The following is a 14,793-nucleotide window of genomic DNA, read 5'->3' as shown; positions in this document are numbered from 1 at the left end:
TCGGGGTTCGAGGCGAAGAAGCGCTCCACCGCCTCCATGCGCTCGGGCACGCCCTTGGAATAGTCGAGGCGGTCGACGCCGATGAGAAGCTTGCGCGTGCGCAGGCCCGCCATCGTCTCGCGGACGGTCCGGTTGGAGCCGGCATTCTCCGCCGCTTCCTTGAAGCCCGCCACATCGATGCCGATGGGAAAGCTCCGGATGCGGGTGCGGCGCCCGTCCACCATCAGGGAGCCGCCGCCCAGCGGGATCGCCCGCAGCTCGTCGATGAGGTTGCGGGTGAGGTTGTGCACGTCCGGATCGGTCTGCAGGCCGATGAGGTCGTAATCGGCGATGCCGCGCAGGAGGTCGCCGCTGGCGGGAAGCGTGTTGAACACGTCGGCCGCTGGCCACGGGATGTGGTGGAAGTAGCCGATCGGGTTCGCGATTCCGAGGCCGCGCAACTCCGAGGCCAGGGGCAGCAGGTGGTAGTCGTGCACCCAGATGATGTCGTCGGGCTCGACGAGGTTGGCGAGCGCCCGGGCGAAGATACGGTTGACCCGCTGGTACCCGGCATAATCGGAGCGCGAAAAGGCCCCGAGGCCGAGCCGGTAGTGCATGATCGGCCACAGCGCGCGGTTGGCGAAGCCGCTGTAATATTCCCGGTGGTCCTGGGGTGACAGATCGACCACCGCGTAACTGACGCGGCCGCGATCGATCAGTTTCGGCTCGGTCGAGGGGTCCTCGACCACGTTCCCGCTCCAGCCGAACCAGAGCCCCTCATAGGCGGTGAACGCCTCCTTCACGGCCACGGCGAGCCCACCCGCCGCCACGGCCTTGCCCCCTTCCTCGGGGATTGCGACGCGGTTCGATACGATGACGAGACGTGCCACGAAGCCGGCTCCGGTCCGCATGGGCCGAGCGCGGGAATTGCGCGCGGCATGACTGATACATTGGGTGAACGCGCGGAAGCCGAGCGCGATCCGTCCGCGCAGCCAAGCGCGTTCGGCCCACCCGGGTCAAGGCCTGAAAGTTCGCGGTTCACGGCAAAGAGTCCCATTCTGGGCCATGCCGGACCTTGACGTCACACGATTCCAGACGGTTCGACGATCCCGCCGGCGGCCGGAAGCATCCGATCCGCGTCGGGTTCCCGACGTACGCGGCTGGGGCCGCCCGAGCCCCTCGCAAGTGGGTTCGAACCAAGCGGAACCCCGCCTCTCCCGCAGATGTTGAAACGTCGCAACACCCTGCGTTTCTCTATCCGTTCCAAGGAGTATCACCGTGACCGCATCTCAATCCCCAGGCCCCACGGGCGCGGAGCCGGCGAACCCGACGGCGGACTGGAAGGCCTTGCGCGGCGACGTCGAAGGGATCGCGGACGTGGCGGCCGAGCGCGGCCGGAGCTTCGTCGATGCGGCACGTGCCCACGCCACCGACTATGTCGACCAGCGCAAGGGCGACGCCGCCCGCTCGGTCAGCGATCTGGCCAAGTCCGTACGCGAGTCGAGCAAGACCTTCGAGGCGCAGCCGAACATCCGCGCGTTCTTCGACAGTGCCGCCGACGGCCTTGAGCATCTCGGCACCTCGATCGAGCAGCGCAGCTTTTCGGAGTTCTACGAGGATGCCGAGACCTTCGCCCGCAAGGCGCCGGTCGCGGTGGCGGTGGCGACCTTCCTCACCGGCTTCGTGGTGGCGCGCTTCATCAAGTCGACCAGCGTCGCCCCGGTCACCGAACCCTATTCCGACCACCGTCTCTGAGGCCCGGCCAACCATGACCACCGGTCCGCAATCCAGCATCCAGGGCCTGATCGGCGACGCCCTGCGGGAAACCAATGAACTCGCGCGGAAGGAGATCGCCCTCTTCCGCAACGAGATGACGAGCAACGTGCGGGCCCTGTTCATCGGGCTCGCCCTCCTCGTCGGCGCCGCCGTGTTCGGCGTCGTCGCGCTCTTCGTCCTCGTGGACGCCCTGGTGAAGTGGCTCGCCACGGTGGTTCACTCCGAGGCCCTCGCGGCCCTGATCGTGGGCGGCGTCCTCCTCGTGGTGGCGGTGGCCCTGGCGCTGATCGGCCGGAATGCCATGTCGCTGTCCACCCTGGCTCCGGTGCGGACCACCCGCCAGGTCCGCCAGGATGCGCGCACGCTGTCGGAGAGGGTGTCGGGATGACCGAGTCGTTGAACGAACTTGAGAAGGACATCGAGGCGAGCCGCGCCCGCCTCGACCAGACGATCGACCAGATCCAGGAGCGGCTCTCGGTCTCCAGCATCGTCGACGAGATGCTCGGGAATGCCCGCCGCACGCCCCTCAGCGGGGCGTATGACGGCGCCCTCGAGGCGGTGCGGCGCAACCCGGTTCCGGTGCTGCTCATCGCGGCCGGTGTGGGTTGGTTGATCCACCGAATGTCGTCGGACGCTAAGGGTCCCGCGGTCGCCCGCCGTGCCCGGCTCGCCGTCGACGGTCTGCCGGTGACCAAGACCGGCGCCGACCGCGTCTACGACCCCGACCGCCCGACCCAGCATCCCGCCAAAACGCTGTCGCCGGAGACGCAGATCTGAGCTTCGTCCGACCCCCTCGCGATCCGGTCTCGCAGAGACCCCAGCCGACCACCAGGAGTGTTCCATGAGTTCCACCCAGAAGCCGGGCGACGAGCGTCGCTCCCTGCCCGAGGACATCGCCCTCGCCGCCGGCATGCCGCGCGGCCATCAGGTCGAGGGTTCGCTGCACGACGTGCCGTCCCCCGGCACCTACACGGCCTCGACCCACGGCGCAGGCACGCAGACCCACACCATCCAAGCCGAGGGTTCCACCGCCGACGCCCTGCGGTCCCAGGCCGGCGAGGCGCAGTCCCGCGCGGCCGACGCGGCGAACGACCTGAAGGAGCGCGCGAGCGCGACCGCCCACGATATCCGTGACCGCGTCACCGACACCGTCGAGGACCTGCGGGAGCGTGCCTCGGACGCCTATGACGACGCCCGCGCCTGGGTCTCCGACACCCACGACACCAGCCGGCGCCGCATCGGTGAACTCGGCGAGCGCGGCAGCGCCCGCATTCAGGAAAGCCGCTCTGCGGTCGAGGATTTCGTCACCGAGCATCCGCTCCTCGTCGGTGTGGTCGGCCTCGCCGCCGGCCTCCTCATCGGTGCCCTGCTGCCGCGCACCCGCACCGAGGACCAGAATGTCGGTCCCTGGGCCGACGAGGTCCGCGACCAGGGTATCCGGTACGCTCGGGACGTCACGCATCGCGGGCGCGAGTTCGTGGCGAGCGCCCTCGATCCCGACAACCTGAACGCGGTCGTGCAGCGGGCCACGGGCTCGGACACGCCGCACGCCACCGCACAGGCGGATGCGTCGGCACCCAGGACGCACTGAGGCTCAGACACATCGGGCAAGGACTCATCGGGCAAGACCCCATCGGGATAGCATTCGGGAGGGCGGTACCGCGCGGTGCCGCCCTCCTCTTCATTCGCCAGGATGGTGCCCGGCCGCCCCCTCGACGCTGCGGGAGCGAGCCGTTATCGGAGATCGCATGAAGATTGCCGATTGCGAGATCCTCATCCTCCCGGGCTATGCCGGGTCGGAGGACGAACACTGGCAGGCCCGATGGGCCGAGCGCCTGTCCACCGGGCGGATCGTCCAACAGGACGATTGGCATGTCCCCGACGCGGCCTCCTGGCAGGATCGCATCGTGGCGGCGGTGGCGGCGGCGACCCGCCCGGTCGTGCTCATCGCCCACAGCCTCGGTGTGGTGGCGGCCGTTCAGGCGGCGCCGCGCCTGCCCGCCGGCATCGTGCGCGGCGCCCTGCTGGTGGCCTTCCCCGACGTCGAGACGACGCCGAACCTGCCCGCCAGCGTCACGGCCTTCGCGCCGGTCCCGCGCGATCCCCTGCCCTTCCCGGCCCTGGTCGTCGCCAGTCGCAACGATCCCTATTGCAGCTACGAGCGGGCGGAGGATTTCGCCCATGCCTGGGGCGCCGTGGTGGTGGACGCCGGCGAATCCGGACACATCAACGTGGCCAGCGGCCACGGCCCCTGGCCGGAGGGCCTGATGCGCCTCGCCGGCTTCATGAAGACGCTCTGATCCCGGCTCGGCCCGGGTTCAGGCCTTCGGGTCCGCTTCCAGAGGCTTGAGGAGTTCGCCGGCGACATCCGTCAGGCGCGGCGGCGCCTCGCGCACGAAGGGCAGCGGGCGGCACACCGCCATCGCGGCGAGGCCGAAACGGGCCGTCATCAGGCCGTTCAGAACGCCCTCCCCGAGTTTGGCGGAGACCCGCGCGGCGATGCCGAGCCCCAGCACCTGCTGAATCATGCTCTCGCCCACCGCCATGCCGCCGGTCACGGTGAGGTGCGCGAAGGCCGAACGAGCAAGACGCAGGAAGCCGAGAAAGCCCGGCCGCCCCCCGTAGATCGTGGCGATCCGGCGCAGGAGCCGCACGGCCGCGAACACCACGAAGGCCACGTCCACGATCGCGCGCGGGCTCAAGGCGGTCACCGCCGAAACCTGCTTGGCCGCCGACGCGATGGCGTTGCGGGCCTGCCGGTCGAGGGGCGCGAGCAATTCGTGCTCGGCGAGCCCGATGCGGTCGTCGACGTCCAGGATGGCGTCGCCGAGGGTGTCGAGGCGAGCCCGGCCACCGCTCAGCGCCGCGCGGTCGGCGTAGAGGGCGGTCAGGTCGCGCACCACCCCCTGCGCCGAGGAATGGTCGCGGGTGGCGATGGCCTCCACGGCCTTCGCCCGCACCCGCTCGATCTGGCGCTCCCGCCAGATCCCGGAGAGTTCGCGGGCAAGAATCGCCAGGAACGCCACCGCCGCGATCGCCAGCAGCACCAGGGCGACGGCGCCCAGCCAGGGGGCGGCGCTGAACAGGTCGGAGATCAGGCGCTCGACGGAGAGCCCGACCCCGAGGGAGACAAGCCCGCCGAGGGCGACCAGGAGCAGGCTGAGCCAGGGCGCACGGCTCTTCGGCGCCACCGGCACCGCGACCCCGTCGGCGGCCTCGACGATCTCGAAGGGTTCTTCGACGATTCGGACCTGCGAGGGGGGAGCGGGCGGCGGCACCACGCCGTCGCCGGCCTCGGGCGGTGTCGCGGACGGGATGCGGAAGGCGCGCGGGCGGTTGGTCGAACTCATGGCGAGAACTTCCTCTCGGACATCAGGCGAGCTTGTCGCCGATGAGGAACTGCATGGCGCGGTCGAGGCGGATCTGCGGAAGGTCGCCGGGGCGGCCGAGCGCATCGGGCTTCACCACGGGCGGACGGAAGCGCGGGAAGCGCAAGGACCCCGCCGGCACGGCGCCCTCCAGCACCGCCTCAGGACGCGGCGGCAGCTCGCCGGGGAAGATCGCGGCCTCGCTCAGTCCGTCGAAGACCTCGTCGCCGACGCTCTCGCCCGCCTCGGGCGTCCCCGAGACCGCGCGCAGGATCGCGTCGCCGTCGTGAATCGTGGTCTCGCGCGTCGCCCGCACGGAGGCGAGCGCCACGGTGCCGACGCGGGCGCCGGCCGCTTCCGTGCGGCGCATCGCCCGCGAGACCAGCAGGCGCAAGAGCGCGTCGAGGCGGTCGTGGCTGGTCTGGTGCAGGTGGTCGGCCTTGGTGGCGGCGAACAGGATGCGCTCGGCCCGCGGCGCGAACAGGCGCGACAGCAGGGTGTTGCGCCCGATCCGGAAGCTGAGAAGAACCGAATCCAGCGCCTCTTCCAGTTCCGCCAGGGCGGCGGGTCCGGCGTCAACGGCGGCCAGAACGTCCACGAGCACGATCTGCCGGTCGACCCGCTGGAAGTGGTTCCGGAAGAACGGCTCCACCACCTTCGCCTTGTAGGCCTCGAAGCGTCGCTCCATCAGCCCGGCGAGGCTGCTCGGCGCCAGGGTCTCGGGCAGGTTGTCGAGGGGCGCGAAGGTGAGCGCCGGCGAGCCCGCGAGGTCCCCCGGCATCAGGAAGCGGCCGGGCGGCGTCGTGGCGACCGATTCCGGGCCCGCCCGCAGAGCCGACAGGTAGGACTTGAACGCGGTGCTGGCGTGCTCGGCCACCACCTCGTCCAGGGGTCCCTGCGGGTCGAGGGTCTTCAGGGTTTCGAGCCAGGGCGCCGCCATGGCGCCGCGCCCGCTGCGCCGCGTGCCCGCGATCGTGGCCCGCGACCAGGCCGTGTAGGTCTGGTCGATCAGGGCGAGGTCGAGGAGCCATTCGCCGGGATAATCCACCACGTCGAGCATCAGCGTGGCGGGACCGGAGCGCCAGGACCCGGCGCGCTCGTACTCGATGGCGAGGCGAAACTGGCTGATCCGGTCGGTGGAACGGGGCCAACGCCGCTGCTCCGTCAGGGCCGCGTAATGCTCCTCGTAGGGGAAGCGCGGGATGTCGTCGTCGGGCTGCGGCACCAGCCGGGCGCGGCGCAGCCGGCCCTCATGGGCCGGGGCGAAGGCGGGGAGCGCGTGCGCCTCCACGAGGTGGTGGATCAGCGCGGTGGTGAACACCGTCTTGCCCGAGCGGGCGAGGCCGGTGACGCCCAGGCGCAGGGTCGGCTGGATCAGGAGGTCGCTCGACGCCTCGGCGAAGGCCTTGACCGCGGAACCGGCGCGCGCGGCGAAGCTGTTCATGGCAACCTGTCGATCGGGCGGAGGAAGGGGCACGCGGCACGCCGGCCGCGCGGGTGGCGCTGAAGTGGCGCGGGTCGAGCGCAACCGCAAGGCTGCGCCGACGAGGCGCAAGCGTCAGGCGAAGGGTCAGGCGAAGGGTCAGGGCGTCGGCTCCGGTGCGCCGCCTGCCGCCAGGGTCGTGGCGTCGAGCCGCGCGATCGCGGCCTCCACCAGGGCGGGCGCGGCGCGCAGGCTTCCCAGTTCGACGCTCGACATGGCGCGCATGACGGGCGCCAGATTGGCGAGCGGACGACCCGCGGGGTCGAACAGCCGGAGGTCGTCCTCCATCTTCGCCCCGACGCTGCCGGCGATGCGGGCGGCGTAGTTGCGGATGCGCGTCTCATCGTTCGCGCAGAGGGGCGCGGGCACGCTGAGATCGAGGAGCGGCAGGCTCGGAAGACCGGCGGCGATGGCCGGCAGCGCGGCGGATTCGGCCGCGAAGCGGTCGGCGAGGCTCGGCGCCTGTCGGGTTCGCACGGCGCTCGAGGCCGGCGCCGCCTTGCCCAGCACCGCCCCCGGATCGACGAGGAGCACCGACGGACTGGCGATCACCGTCGAGGGCTTCACCAGCAGTTCCGAGGGCCGCACCAGCAGGGCGCCCTTCGCCGCAGCGGATGCGGGGACGGCGGCGGGTTTCGGCGCGGCGCTCGCGACACGGGCCGGCTGCCGCCGCGCGCCCATCCGGGCCAGGGGCGACCAGGGCTGGACGCGTAAGGGGCCGCCTCGGGCCGCGAGGGCGGCGCGGGGAACGCCGCCGCGTGGATTTCGGGCGAGGAACCGGGCCCGCAGGGTCCGTCCGATCCCCCGCGGCGCGAGATCCGCCGAGACCTTCGGCGACGGCCCGCGCGCGGCCAGCGGGGTGCCGCCGGCCCTGCATTCCGCAGGGGCCCAGCGCCGGACGATGGCGAGCGCCGTGCGTCGGCCCAAGGCCCGGTAGTAGCGCCGCAGGAGCTGGGCCGCCGCGTCGGCGCCGTCGGCGGCCGTGGCAAAGCCCGTATGCCCCTCGGCATCGCCGCCGAGCTCGCCGTTCCAGCGCGCCCGCTTGATGCACCAGTAATTGTTCAGCTTGACACAGCGGGCGACGAAGCCCGGTTCGGTCTGCGCGTAGCGCGCCACCAGGGCGAGGGAGGCGGGGCGCAGGTTCTCGCCCGTCTCGATGCGCCAGTTCGAGACCGCGCGCGCCTCCGGCTGGAACACCGGGAACGGGGTGGGCGCCGCCGGCATGGAGGGCAGGCCTGCGCGAAGCTGCGCGATGTCCGGCCCGATCCGCCGAACCCCGTCTTCGAGGCGCGGCAGCAGCGACGTGAGAACGAGGAGCGTGGTCAGGAGCACGGGATCTGCGAAGCTTGCCGGAAGCCCATGCAACGGCCAGGCTCCGCGAAGGGTTCAATCCGCGTCCGGCGAGCGCGACCGTCACGCGGGTTGGGTGGGATCTATTCCGTCTCCAGATCCTCGGCCGCCTCGAGATCCTTCGGCGCCACGAACCGCTCCAGGCGTCCGCTCCCCGCCTTCAACCCGTCCCAGCTGTCCGCCTCGAAGTCGATGACCGCAATCGCCGCCGTGGGAAATTCGTAGCCGAGGCGCTTGCGCCCGGACTTGTCCCCGGCACCCACGAGATACAGCGCGAGGTCCTGGAGGCCGGGATTGTGGCCGATCATCAGCAGGCTCGCCGCCGCCTTCGGCGCCCCCCGCGCCACGGCCAGCAGAGCCGTCTCGGGGGCCTCGTAGATCGACGACACGATCTCGGGCTGGGGACCGTTCAGGGCGGGCTGCACCCCTTCCCAGGTCTGGCGGGTGCGCAGGGCCGGCGAGACCACGACCGCATCCGCCCGCAGGTCCTCGGCCGCCAGGTAGGCGCCCATGCGCGGCGCATCCCGCTGACCGCGCGCGTTCAGGGGGCGGTCGAGGTCGCTCACGCCTGGCGGCCGGTCGGACTTGGCGTGACGCAGGAGGATCAGGCGGCGCATACGGAACGGAACCTTGCGGATGTGACGGGCACGCGGCCCGGTCTCAGGCGAAACCGACGACCGGGTGCGGGGTATAGGGGGCTTCGAGGGCCCGCATCTCGTCGGCGGTCAGGGCGAGATCGAGGGCCGCGACGGCGTCGGTGAGGTGCTGGGGCTTCGAGGCACCGATGATCGGCGCCGTGACGGGCGCCTTCTGCAGCACCCAGGCCAGGGCGACCTGGGCGCGCGGCACGCCCCGCGCGGCGGCGATGGCCGAGACCTGGCCGACGATGGCCCGGTCGGCGGCCTCGGCGGAGGCGTAGAGGTGCCGGCCGACCTCGTCGCTGTCCTGGCGGGCGCTGCGCACCTCCCAGTCGCGGGTCAGGCGCCCCCGCGCCAGGGGGCTCCAGGGAAGCACGGCGATGTCCTGGTCGATGCACAGGGGCAGCATCTCGCGCTCCTCCTCGCGGTGGAGCAGGTTGTAATGGTCCTGCATCGTCGCGAACCGGGTCCAGCCGTGGCGGTCGGCGGTGAAGAGCGCCTTGGCGAACTGCCAGGCGAACATCGAGGAGGCGCCGATGTAGCGGGCCTTGCCGGCCTTCACCACGTCGTGCAGCGCTTCCAGGGTCACCTCGATCGGCGTGCCGTAATCCCATCGGTGGATCTGGAACAGGTCGACGTAATCGGTGCCGAGGCGCTTCAGGCTGGCGTCGATGGAGGCGAAGATGGCCTTGCGCGAGAGGCCGCCGGCATTGGGCTGGCTCTTCAGCGGGAAGTAGCACTTCGTCGCCAGAACGATCGCGTCGCGGTCCGCAAAGTCGCGGAGCGCCCGGCCGACGATCTCCTCGCTGGTCCCGTCCGAGTAGGCGTTGGCCGTGTCGAAGAAGTTGATGCCGAGGTCGAGGGCCTGGCGGATCAGCGCGCGGCTCTCCTCCTCGCGCAGGGTCCAGGGATGCGGGCCACGCTCGGGCACGCCGTAGGTCATGCAGCCGAGGCAGAGGGGCGAGATGTCGAGGCCGGTGCGGCCCAGTTTCTTCGTGATCATCGGACGATCCGCTCGGAGTGACGATGCGCGGGCGACCCGTCCTATCTGGTCCCGCGCGGATGCGGAGGCCAGGGGCGAACCGCCTCAGCTTCCACGCTGCTCGCGGCGCATCATGAAGGCGAGCTTCTCGAAGAGGCTCACATCCTGCTCATTCTTCAGCAGGGCGCCGTGTAGCGGCGGGATGAGCTTGCGGCCGTCGCGCTCGCGCAGGGTCTCGGGCGCCACATCCTCCGAGACCAGGAGCTTGAGCCAGTCGAGGAGTTCGGAGGTCGAGGGCTTCTTCTTCAGGCCGGGCACCTCGCGGGTCTCCAGGAAGACCCGCAGGGCCTCCTCGACGAGACGGTGCTTGATGCCGGGGTAATGCACCTCGACGATGGCCTTCAGGGTCTCGGCGTCCGGGAACTTGATGTAGTGGAAGAAGCAGCGGCGCAGGAACGCGTCCGGCAGTTCCTTCTCGTTGTTCGAGGTGATGATGACGATGGGGCGCCGCGCGGCCTTCACCGTCTCGCCGGTCTCGTAGACGTGGAACTCCATCCGGTCGAGTTCGGTCAGGAGGTCGTTGGGGAACTCGATGTCGGCCTTGTCGATCTCGTCGATGAGCAGCACGGGCCGCTCGGGCGCCGTGAAGGCCTCCCAGAGCTTGCCGCGCCGGATGTAGTGGCCGATCTCCGACACGCGCGGGTCGCCGAGTTGGCTGTCGCGCAGGCGCGAGACCGCGTCGTACTCGTACAAGCCCTGCTGCGCCTTGGTGGTCGACTTGACGTTCCAGGTCAGGAGCGGCGCGCCGAGGCCCTTGGCGATCTCCTCGGCGAGCACGGTCTTGCCGGTCCCGGGCTCGCCCTTCACAAGAAGCGGCCTCTCCAGCACGATGGCGGCGTTCACGGCCGTGGTGAGGTCTGAGGTCGCGACGTAGTCGGCGGTGCCGGTGAAGCGCATGCAGGGGCTCGTGGGGTTCGGAATGAAGGCTGTGGGGTTAAGCCGCCCCCTGCGCGCCCGCAAGGCACCGGCCGGGGCGGGTCCTGCGCGGACAGGCCCGGCCGGCCTCGGTCAGAGCGTCTTCCCGTCGTGCCAGACGCAGTTCGAGGCGAGAATCCCGAGGTTCACGTCGGACTTCTGCGGCTGCGGCAGCGTCTTGCCGTCCATGGCGAGGTCGATCTTGATCTCGACCTGACCCTTCTGTTCGTTCTGGCGCCGGGAGAAGTAACAGTATTGCTGGAAGGGCTGGTCCTCGTTCGCCCGGAAGTTCCAGCCGGTGACGATCTGGCCGTCCATGTAGGGCACCTGCTTGAACACCGTGAAGGTGGTGTTCACCGGGGCCTTCGAGGCCGGGGCGGCGTCGTTGCCGAGCTGCGCCTTGGTCGGGGTCGGCGCGGAAGCCGCCTTCGGCACCGTGCCCTCCAGCTTGAGCACGTTGTCCGTGAGGGTGACCTCACCCTTGGTCTTCAGGGTGACGTCGGCCAGCGCGCGCTGCATGGCGGCGGCGATCTTCTCGGCCGCCGAATCGAACTGGTTCATGTAGGCGTAGCCGTAGGAGGCGGCCCCGATGCCGATCCCGGCGAGCAGCGTGAAGGCGCCCGCTCCGAGGGCACGGAACAGGAAGGCCCGCGCGGAGACGATGCGTGCCTCCGCCCGCAGGCGCCCGTTGACGTTCTGCGCGAGGACGACGTTCTCGGGCGTACCCGGCGCGTGGATGCTCATGCGCCGCCTCCGGCGCTGGCGGTCTGGGCCGGGGGACGGCCGATCGGGATAACCGCGCCGCTCGGCGCCGGGGCCGGCGCGGGCGCCACCACCGGGGCCTGTGCCGGATTCGGGGCCGGGGTCGGGATCGGCGCCGCCTCGTCCGGCGCGGTCCGGACCTGATTGAGGGCCATCTCCTGGCGCAGGGCGCCGGTGATCGAATCGAGCATGTAGGGCGTGGCGGCGAGGTCGACGGTGGCGCCGAGGTCGTCCTCGTCCATGAAGGTCTTGCGCACGGAGACGGCACAGAGGGCGAGGATCGTCGAGGCGAAGGCGGCGCAGAGGGCCGGCACGAACACGAAGATGCGCAGGAAAGCGTGGACCTGGGCCTCGTTCACGTCGATCGGGTCGACGCCGTAGACCATGGCGGTGAAGGAGTGCAGCTGCGAGCGGTTGACGGAATTGCGATAGGTCTGCTCCGCATCCGCGACCTTGCGCTCGGCGGCCCCCCGGTCGAGTTCGCCGCGCGCCTTGCGGGCCTCCTCCAGGAGCTTCGTCACGGCGCCCCGGTCCGTCCCCGCCTTGGCGACGCTGGCGTTCAGCGTCGCGGTGCGCGGGTCGGTCACGCACTTCATGTTGGAATAGCGCTGGCCCCGGCTGTTGGTGCCATAGACGCGCTCGCAGCGCTGCGGCGGCAGGCCGGCGAGCTGGCTCGCGTTCTCGGCCGAACGCTTCTCGATCTGGTCGAGTTCGGTCGTGTACTGGGCGACCCGGGCGTCGGCCGCAGCGATGCGGTTGTCGATGGTGGCACGGTCGGCCTGCGCGTCCTTCAGGGCGGTCTTGGCCTTGGCGGCATCCATCAGACGGGGATGGAACATCATCTCGCCGAGCTGCGAGACGGATTTCGTGGTGACGCCGGCCGCGAACACGATGCCGACGATCGCCAGCATGCGGATGAAGTAGGAGCGCTGCGTCCGGGCCAGGATGCCGAGCGGTACGCGGCAGAGCTCCACCGCCGCGTAGACCAGCGGCGCGAGCAGCATGAAGTAGAACGCCTTGTCGTCGCCGTCGCTGTAGACCCCGGCGAACAGCCAGGCGCCCCAGAGCGAGGCGCCGATGACCATGAACTCGACCAAGTAGGCGATGCCCACGTAGCCCCACTTGATGCGGTAGCCCTTCTCGACGTGACGTTCATGGGTCCAGCGGTCGGATTCCCGGCGCCATTCGCGGGCTTCTCGCTGCACGTCCCGGTTGGGGGGCGTCTTGGGCATGGGGCACTCGTGTCTCGATACGCGATGAAGCGCGCTTAACCGTCCGTTAAGGGATCGCTTATGCGCGTATTGTGCCGTTTTTGCGCCGCATCGGCCGTGCTGGCCAGCACGGCGTCCCCACACAAAGGTCGCAGCCGGCGATTTTCCCCGTCCGATGTGTCTGCGTGGTTGCGCGGGGGCGCCGCCCGCGCCCATGGTCCGGACGAGGAACGCGGCGAGGCAGGCCCCCGCGATCCGGCTCCAGGAGACGCCACGCACCGATGAACGACCTTCACGCCGGCTCCTACAAGGAAGCGATCCTGTTCCTGGTCACCGCTGGCGTGGTGGTGCCGCTGTTCCATCGCCTGCGCATCTCGCCGGTGCTCGGCTTCATCGGCGCGGGCGCCCTGCTGGGGCCGTTCGGGCTCGGCCGGTTCGCCGAGACGCACCACTGGGTCTCCACCTTCACCATCGCGAACCGGGCCGAGATCGCGCACCTGGCCGAGTTCGGCGTGATCTTCCTCATGTTCATGATCGGGGTCGAGCTGTCCTGGGAGCGCCTGCGCACCCTGCGCCGCCTCGTCTTCGGCCTCGGCTCGATCCAGGTGCTGGCCTCCTCGGCGATCATCGGCGGCATCCTGATGGTCCTCTCGGTGCCGATGGCCGCCGCCATCATCGTCGGCCTCGGCCTCGCGCTGTCCTCGACCGCGATCGTGCTGCCGGTGCTGGCCGACCAGAAGCGGCTGAACACGCCGGCCGGCCGCGCCAGCTTCGCGGTCCTGCTGTTCCAGGACCTCGCGGTGGCGCCCGTGCTCTTCGCCATCGCGGTGCTGGGGCGCAACGACGGCGGCAACATGGGCGCCGCCCTCGCGCTCGCCCTGGGCCAGGCGGTGGTGGCCGTCGTCGTCATCGTGGTGGTGGGCCGCCTCGCCCTGCGGCCGCTGTTCCAGCTCGTCGCCCGCACGCGTTCGCCCGAGCTCTTCATGGCGGCCTGCCTCCTCGTCATCATCGGCACCTCGGTCACGGCCGCCGCCGCCGGGCTCTCGATGACCCTCGGGGCATTCGTCGCCGGGCTCCTGCTCGCCGAGACCGAGTATCGCCGCGCGATCGAGGCCACGATCGACCCGTTCAAGGGCCTGCTGCTCGGGGTGTTCTTCGTCTCGGTCGGCATGAACCTCGATCCGGCGCACCTGATGTCGGCCCCCGGGGCCGTGCTCGGCCTCGCCCTCGCCCTGATGCTGATCAAGGGCGCGGTGATCTTCGTGGCCGCGCGCGTCATGCGGCTCTCGAAGGCGGTGGCGGTCGAGGCGGCCCTGTTGCTGGGCCCTGGCGGTGAGTTCGCCTTCGTGCTCATCGGCGGAGCGCTCGCGGGCGGGCTCGTGCCGGAAGAGGTGGGCCAAGCCGCCCTCATCGTCACCACCGTCACGATGATCGCGATCCCCGCCCTCGCGGTGCTCGCCCGGCGCCTGGGCCGGCGCCTGTCCGCGAAGCAGCTCGGACGCGCCCGCGCCGAGCCTATCCCCGACCGGCAGCAGAATCGCGTCATCATCGCGGGCTACGGCCGGGTCGGGCGGCTCGTGGGCGAGATGCTGGCGCGCCACAAGATCCCCTACCTCGCCCTCGATGCCGACGCGGCCCGCGTCTCCGAGCATCGGCGCCTCGGCAATCCGGTCTATTTCGGGGACTCGGCCAATCCGGAACTGCTGCGGCGCTGCGACATCGCCAACGCGCGCGCCCTCGTGGTGACCCTCGACACGCCGCGCGCCGTCGAGGCCGTTGTGGAGGCGGCGCGGGCCGAGCGGCGCGACATCACCATCGTGGCCCGCGCCCGCGATGCCCGGCACGCCTCCGCGCTCTACGAGATGGGCGTCGACGACGCCGTACCGGAAACCATCGAGGCGTCGCTCCAGCTCTCGGAGGCCGTCCTGGTGGATGTCGGCGTTCCGATGGGCCTCGTGATCGCGTCGATCCACGAGCGCCGGGACGAGTACCGGGCGATGCTGCGCCGGAAGGAGACCGAGGTCCGCCCCGCCTTCCGGGCCCGCCGCACGGTGGGCAAGGGAACGGAGGCCAAGGCCACGGAAGGGCGCGAGATCGCCTCCAAGGACGACGCCAAGCCGGCAATCAAGAGCGCCTGAACGGGGGAAGGCGTCCGCCCCCGGGTCGGCGGATCAGAGCAGGCGCCCTTGTCCCCGCGCGGGCATGACGGGTTTCGGCACCGCACCGTGCATGGACGCCTTGCCGGGCACGGTCGCCTTGCCGGGCACGG

The 14,793-nt window shown here is 70.9% G+C and carries 15 protein-coding genes; 6 read left to right on the top strand and 9 right to left on the bottom strand.

Going from position 1 to position 14,793, the window contains the following annotated elements; all coding sequences use genetic code 11:
- Positions 1 to 869, bottom strand: an 869-nt coding sequence (locus tag K2X24_RS21350) for a trehalose-6-phosphate synthase (RefSeq protein WP_292500881.1), incomplete at its 3' end; no start/stop codon positions are given.
- A 388-nt stretch (positions 870 to 1,257) separates the two neighbouring features.
- Between K2X24_RS21350 and K2X24_RS21345 the strand changes: the two genes are divergently transcribed.
- From K2X24_RS21345 to K2X24_RS21325, 5 genes are all read left to right on the top strand, one after another.
- The gene (locus K2X24_RS21345) at positions 1,258 to 1,734 is read left to right on the top strand and encodes a hypothetical protein (protein ID WP_292500880.1); all 477 of its coding nucleotides are present in this window, start codon (positions 1,258 to 1,260) and stop codon (positions 1,732 to 1,734) included.
- A gap of 13 nt (positions 1,735 to 1,747) precedes the next feature.
- A complete protein-coding gene (locus K2X24_RS21340; protein WP_292500879.1) occupies positions 1,748 to 2,143 on the top strand; it encodes a phage holin family protein in 396 nt (131 codons plus the stop codon).
- On the top strand, positions 2,140 to 2,532 hold the full coding sequence (locus K2X24_RS21335; RefSeq protein ID WP_292500878.1) for a DUF3618 domain-containing protein: 393 nt from the start codon (positions 2,140 to 2,142) through the stop codon (positions 2,530 to 2,532). Before K2X24_RS21340 ends, K2X24_RS21335 begins: the two co-directional genes overlap by 4 nt.
- 64 nt (positions 2,533 to 2,596) lie before the next feature.
- A complete protein-coding gene (locus K2X24_RS21330; protein ID WP_292500876.1) occupies positions 2,597 to 3,346 on the top strand; it encodes a hypothetical protein in 750 nt (249 codons plus the stop codon).
- A gap of 157 nt (positions 3,347 to 3,503) precedes the next feature.
- The gene (locus K2X24_RS21325; RefSeq protein WP_292500874.1) at positions 3,504 to 4,055 is read left to right on the top strand and encodes an alpha/beta hydrolase; all 552 of its coding nucleotides are present in this window, start codon (positions 3,504 to 3,506) and stop codon (positions 4,053 to 4,055) included.
- An 18-nt stretch (positions 4,056 to 4,073) separates the two neighbouring features.
- Here K2X24_RS21325 and K2X24_RS21320 read toward each other — a convergent pair whose 3' ends face one another.
- From K2X24_RS21320 to K2X24_RS21285, 8 genes are all read right to left on the bottom strand, one after another.
- Positions 4,074 to 5,105, bottom strand: a complete 1,032-nt coding sequence (locus K2X24_RS21320) for a YcjF family protein (RefSeq protein WP_292500872.1) — start codon at positions 5,103 to 5,105, stop codon at positions 4,074 to 4,076.
- A gap of 22 nt (positions 5,106 to 5,127) precedes the next feature.
- Positions 5,128 to 6,567, bottom strand: a complete 1,440-nt coding sequence (locus tag K2X24_RS21315) for a YcjX family protein (protein ID WP_292500869.1) — start codon at positions 6,565 to 6,567, stop codon at positions 5,128 to 5,130.
- Positions 6,568 to 6,705: 138 nt separating this feature from the next.
- The gene (locus K2X24_RS21310) at positions 6,706 to 7,938 is read right to left on the bottom strand and encodes a hypothetical protein (protein WP_292500866.1); all 1,233 of its coding nucleotides are present in this window, start codon (positions 7,936 to 7,938) and stop codon (positions 6,706 to 6,708) included.
- 101 nt (positions 7,939 to 8,039) lie between these two features.
- Complete coding sequence (locus K2X24_RS21305) at positions 8,040 to 8,573, bottom strand: histidine phosphatase family protein (RefSeq protein ID WP_292500864.1); 534 nt, start codon at positions 8,571 to 8,573, stop codon at positions 8,040 to 8,042.
- Positions 8,574 to 8,616: 43 nt separating this feature from the next.
- The gene (locus K2X24_RS21300) at positions 8,617 to 9,597 is read right to left on the bottom strand and encodes an aldo/keto reductase (protein ID WP_292500862.1); all 981 of its coding nucleotides are present in this window, start codon (positions 9,595 to 9,597) and stop codon (positions 8,617 to 8,619) included.
- A gap of 84 nt (positions 9,598 to 9,681) precedes the next feature.
- On the bottom strand, positions 9,682 to 10,533 hold the full coding sequence (locus K2X24_RS21295; RefSeq protein WP_292500860.1) for a MoxR family ATPase: 852 nt from the start codon (positions 10,531 to 10,533) through the stop codon (positions 9,682 to 9,684).
- Positions 10,534 to 10,644: 111 nt separating this feature from the next.
- Positions 10,645 to 11,295 (bottom strand): hypothetical protein, encoded by a 651-nt coding sequence (locus tag K2X24_RS21290; protein ID WP_292500858.1) that lies wholly within the window; start codon positions 11,293 to 11,295, stop codon positions 10,645 to 10,647.
- The gene (locus tag K2X24_RS21285; RefSeq protein WP_292500856.1) at positions 11,292 to 12,545 is read right to left on the bottom strand and encodes an ATPase; all 1,254 of its coding nucleotides are present in this window, start codon (positions 12,543 to 12,545) and stop codon (positions 11,292 to 11,294) included. Before K2X24_RS21285 ends, K2X24_RS21290 begins: the two co-directional genes overlap by 4 nt.
- 260 nt (positions 12,546 to 12,805) lie before the next feature.
- Between K2X24_RS21285 and K2X24_RS21280 the strand changes: the two genes are divergently transcribed.
- The gene (locus tag K2X24_RS21280) at positions 12,806 to 14,662 is read left to right on the top strand and encodes a cation:proton antiporter (protein WP_292500854.1); all 1,857 of its coding nucleotides are present in this window, start codon (positions 12,806 to 12,808) and stop codon (positions 14,660 to 14,662) included.
- Positions 14,663 to 14,793: the final 131 nt, after the last annotated feature.

It is taken from the genome of Methylobacterium sp. (assembly GCF_019750675.1).
Taxonomy (GTDB): Bacteria; Pseudomonadota; Alphaproteobacteria; order Rhizobiales; family Beijerinckiaceae; genus Methylobacterium.
Note: the sequence above shows the minus strand (reverse complement) of the source record. Positions and strands in the feature narration are given on the sequence as shown.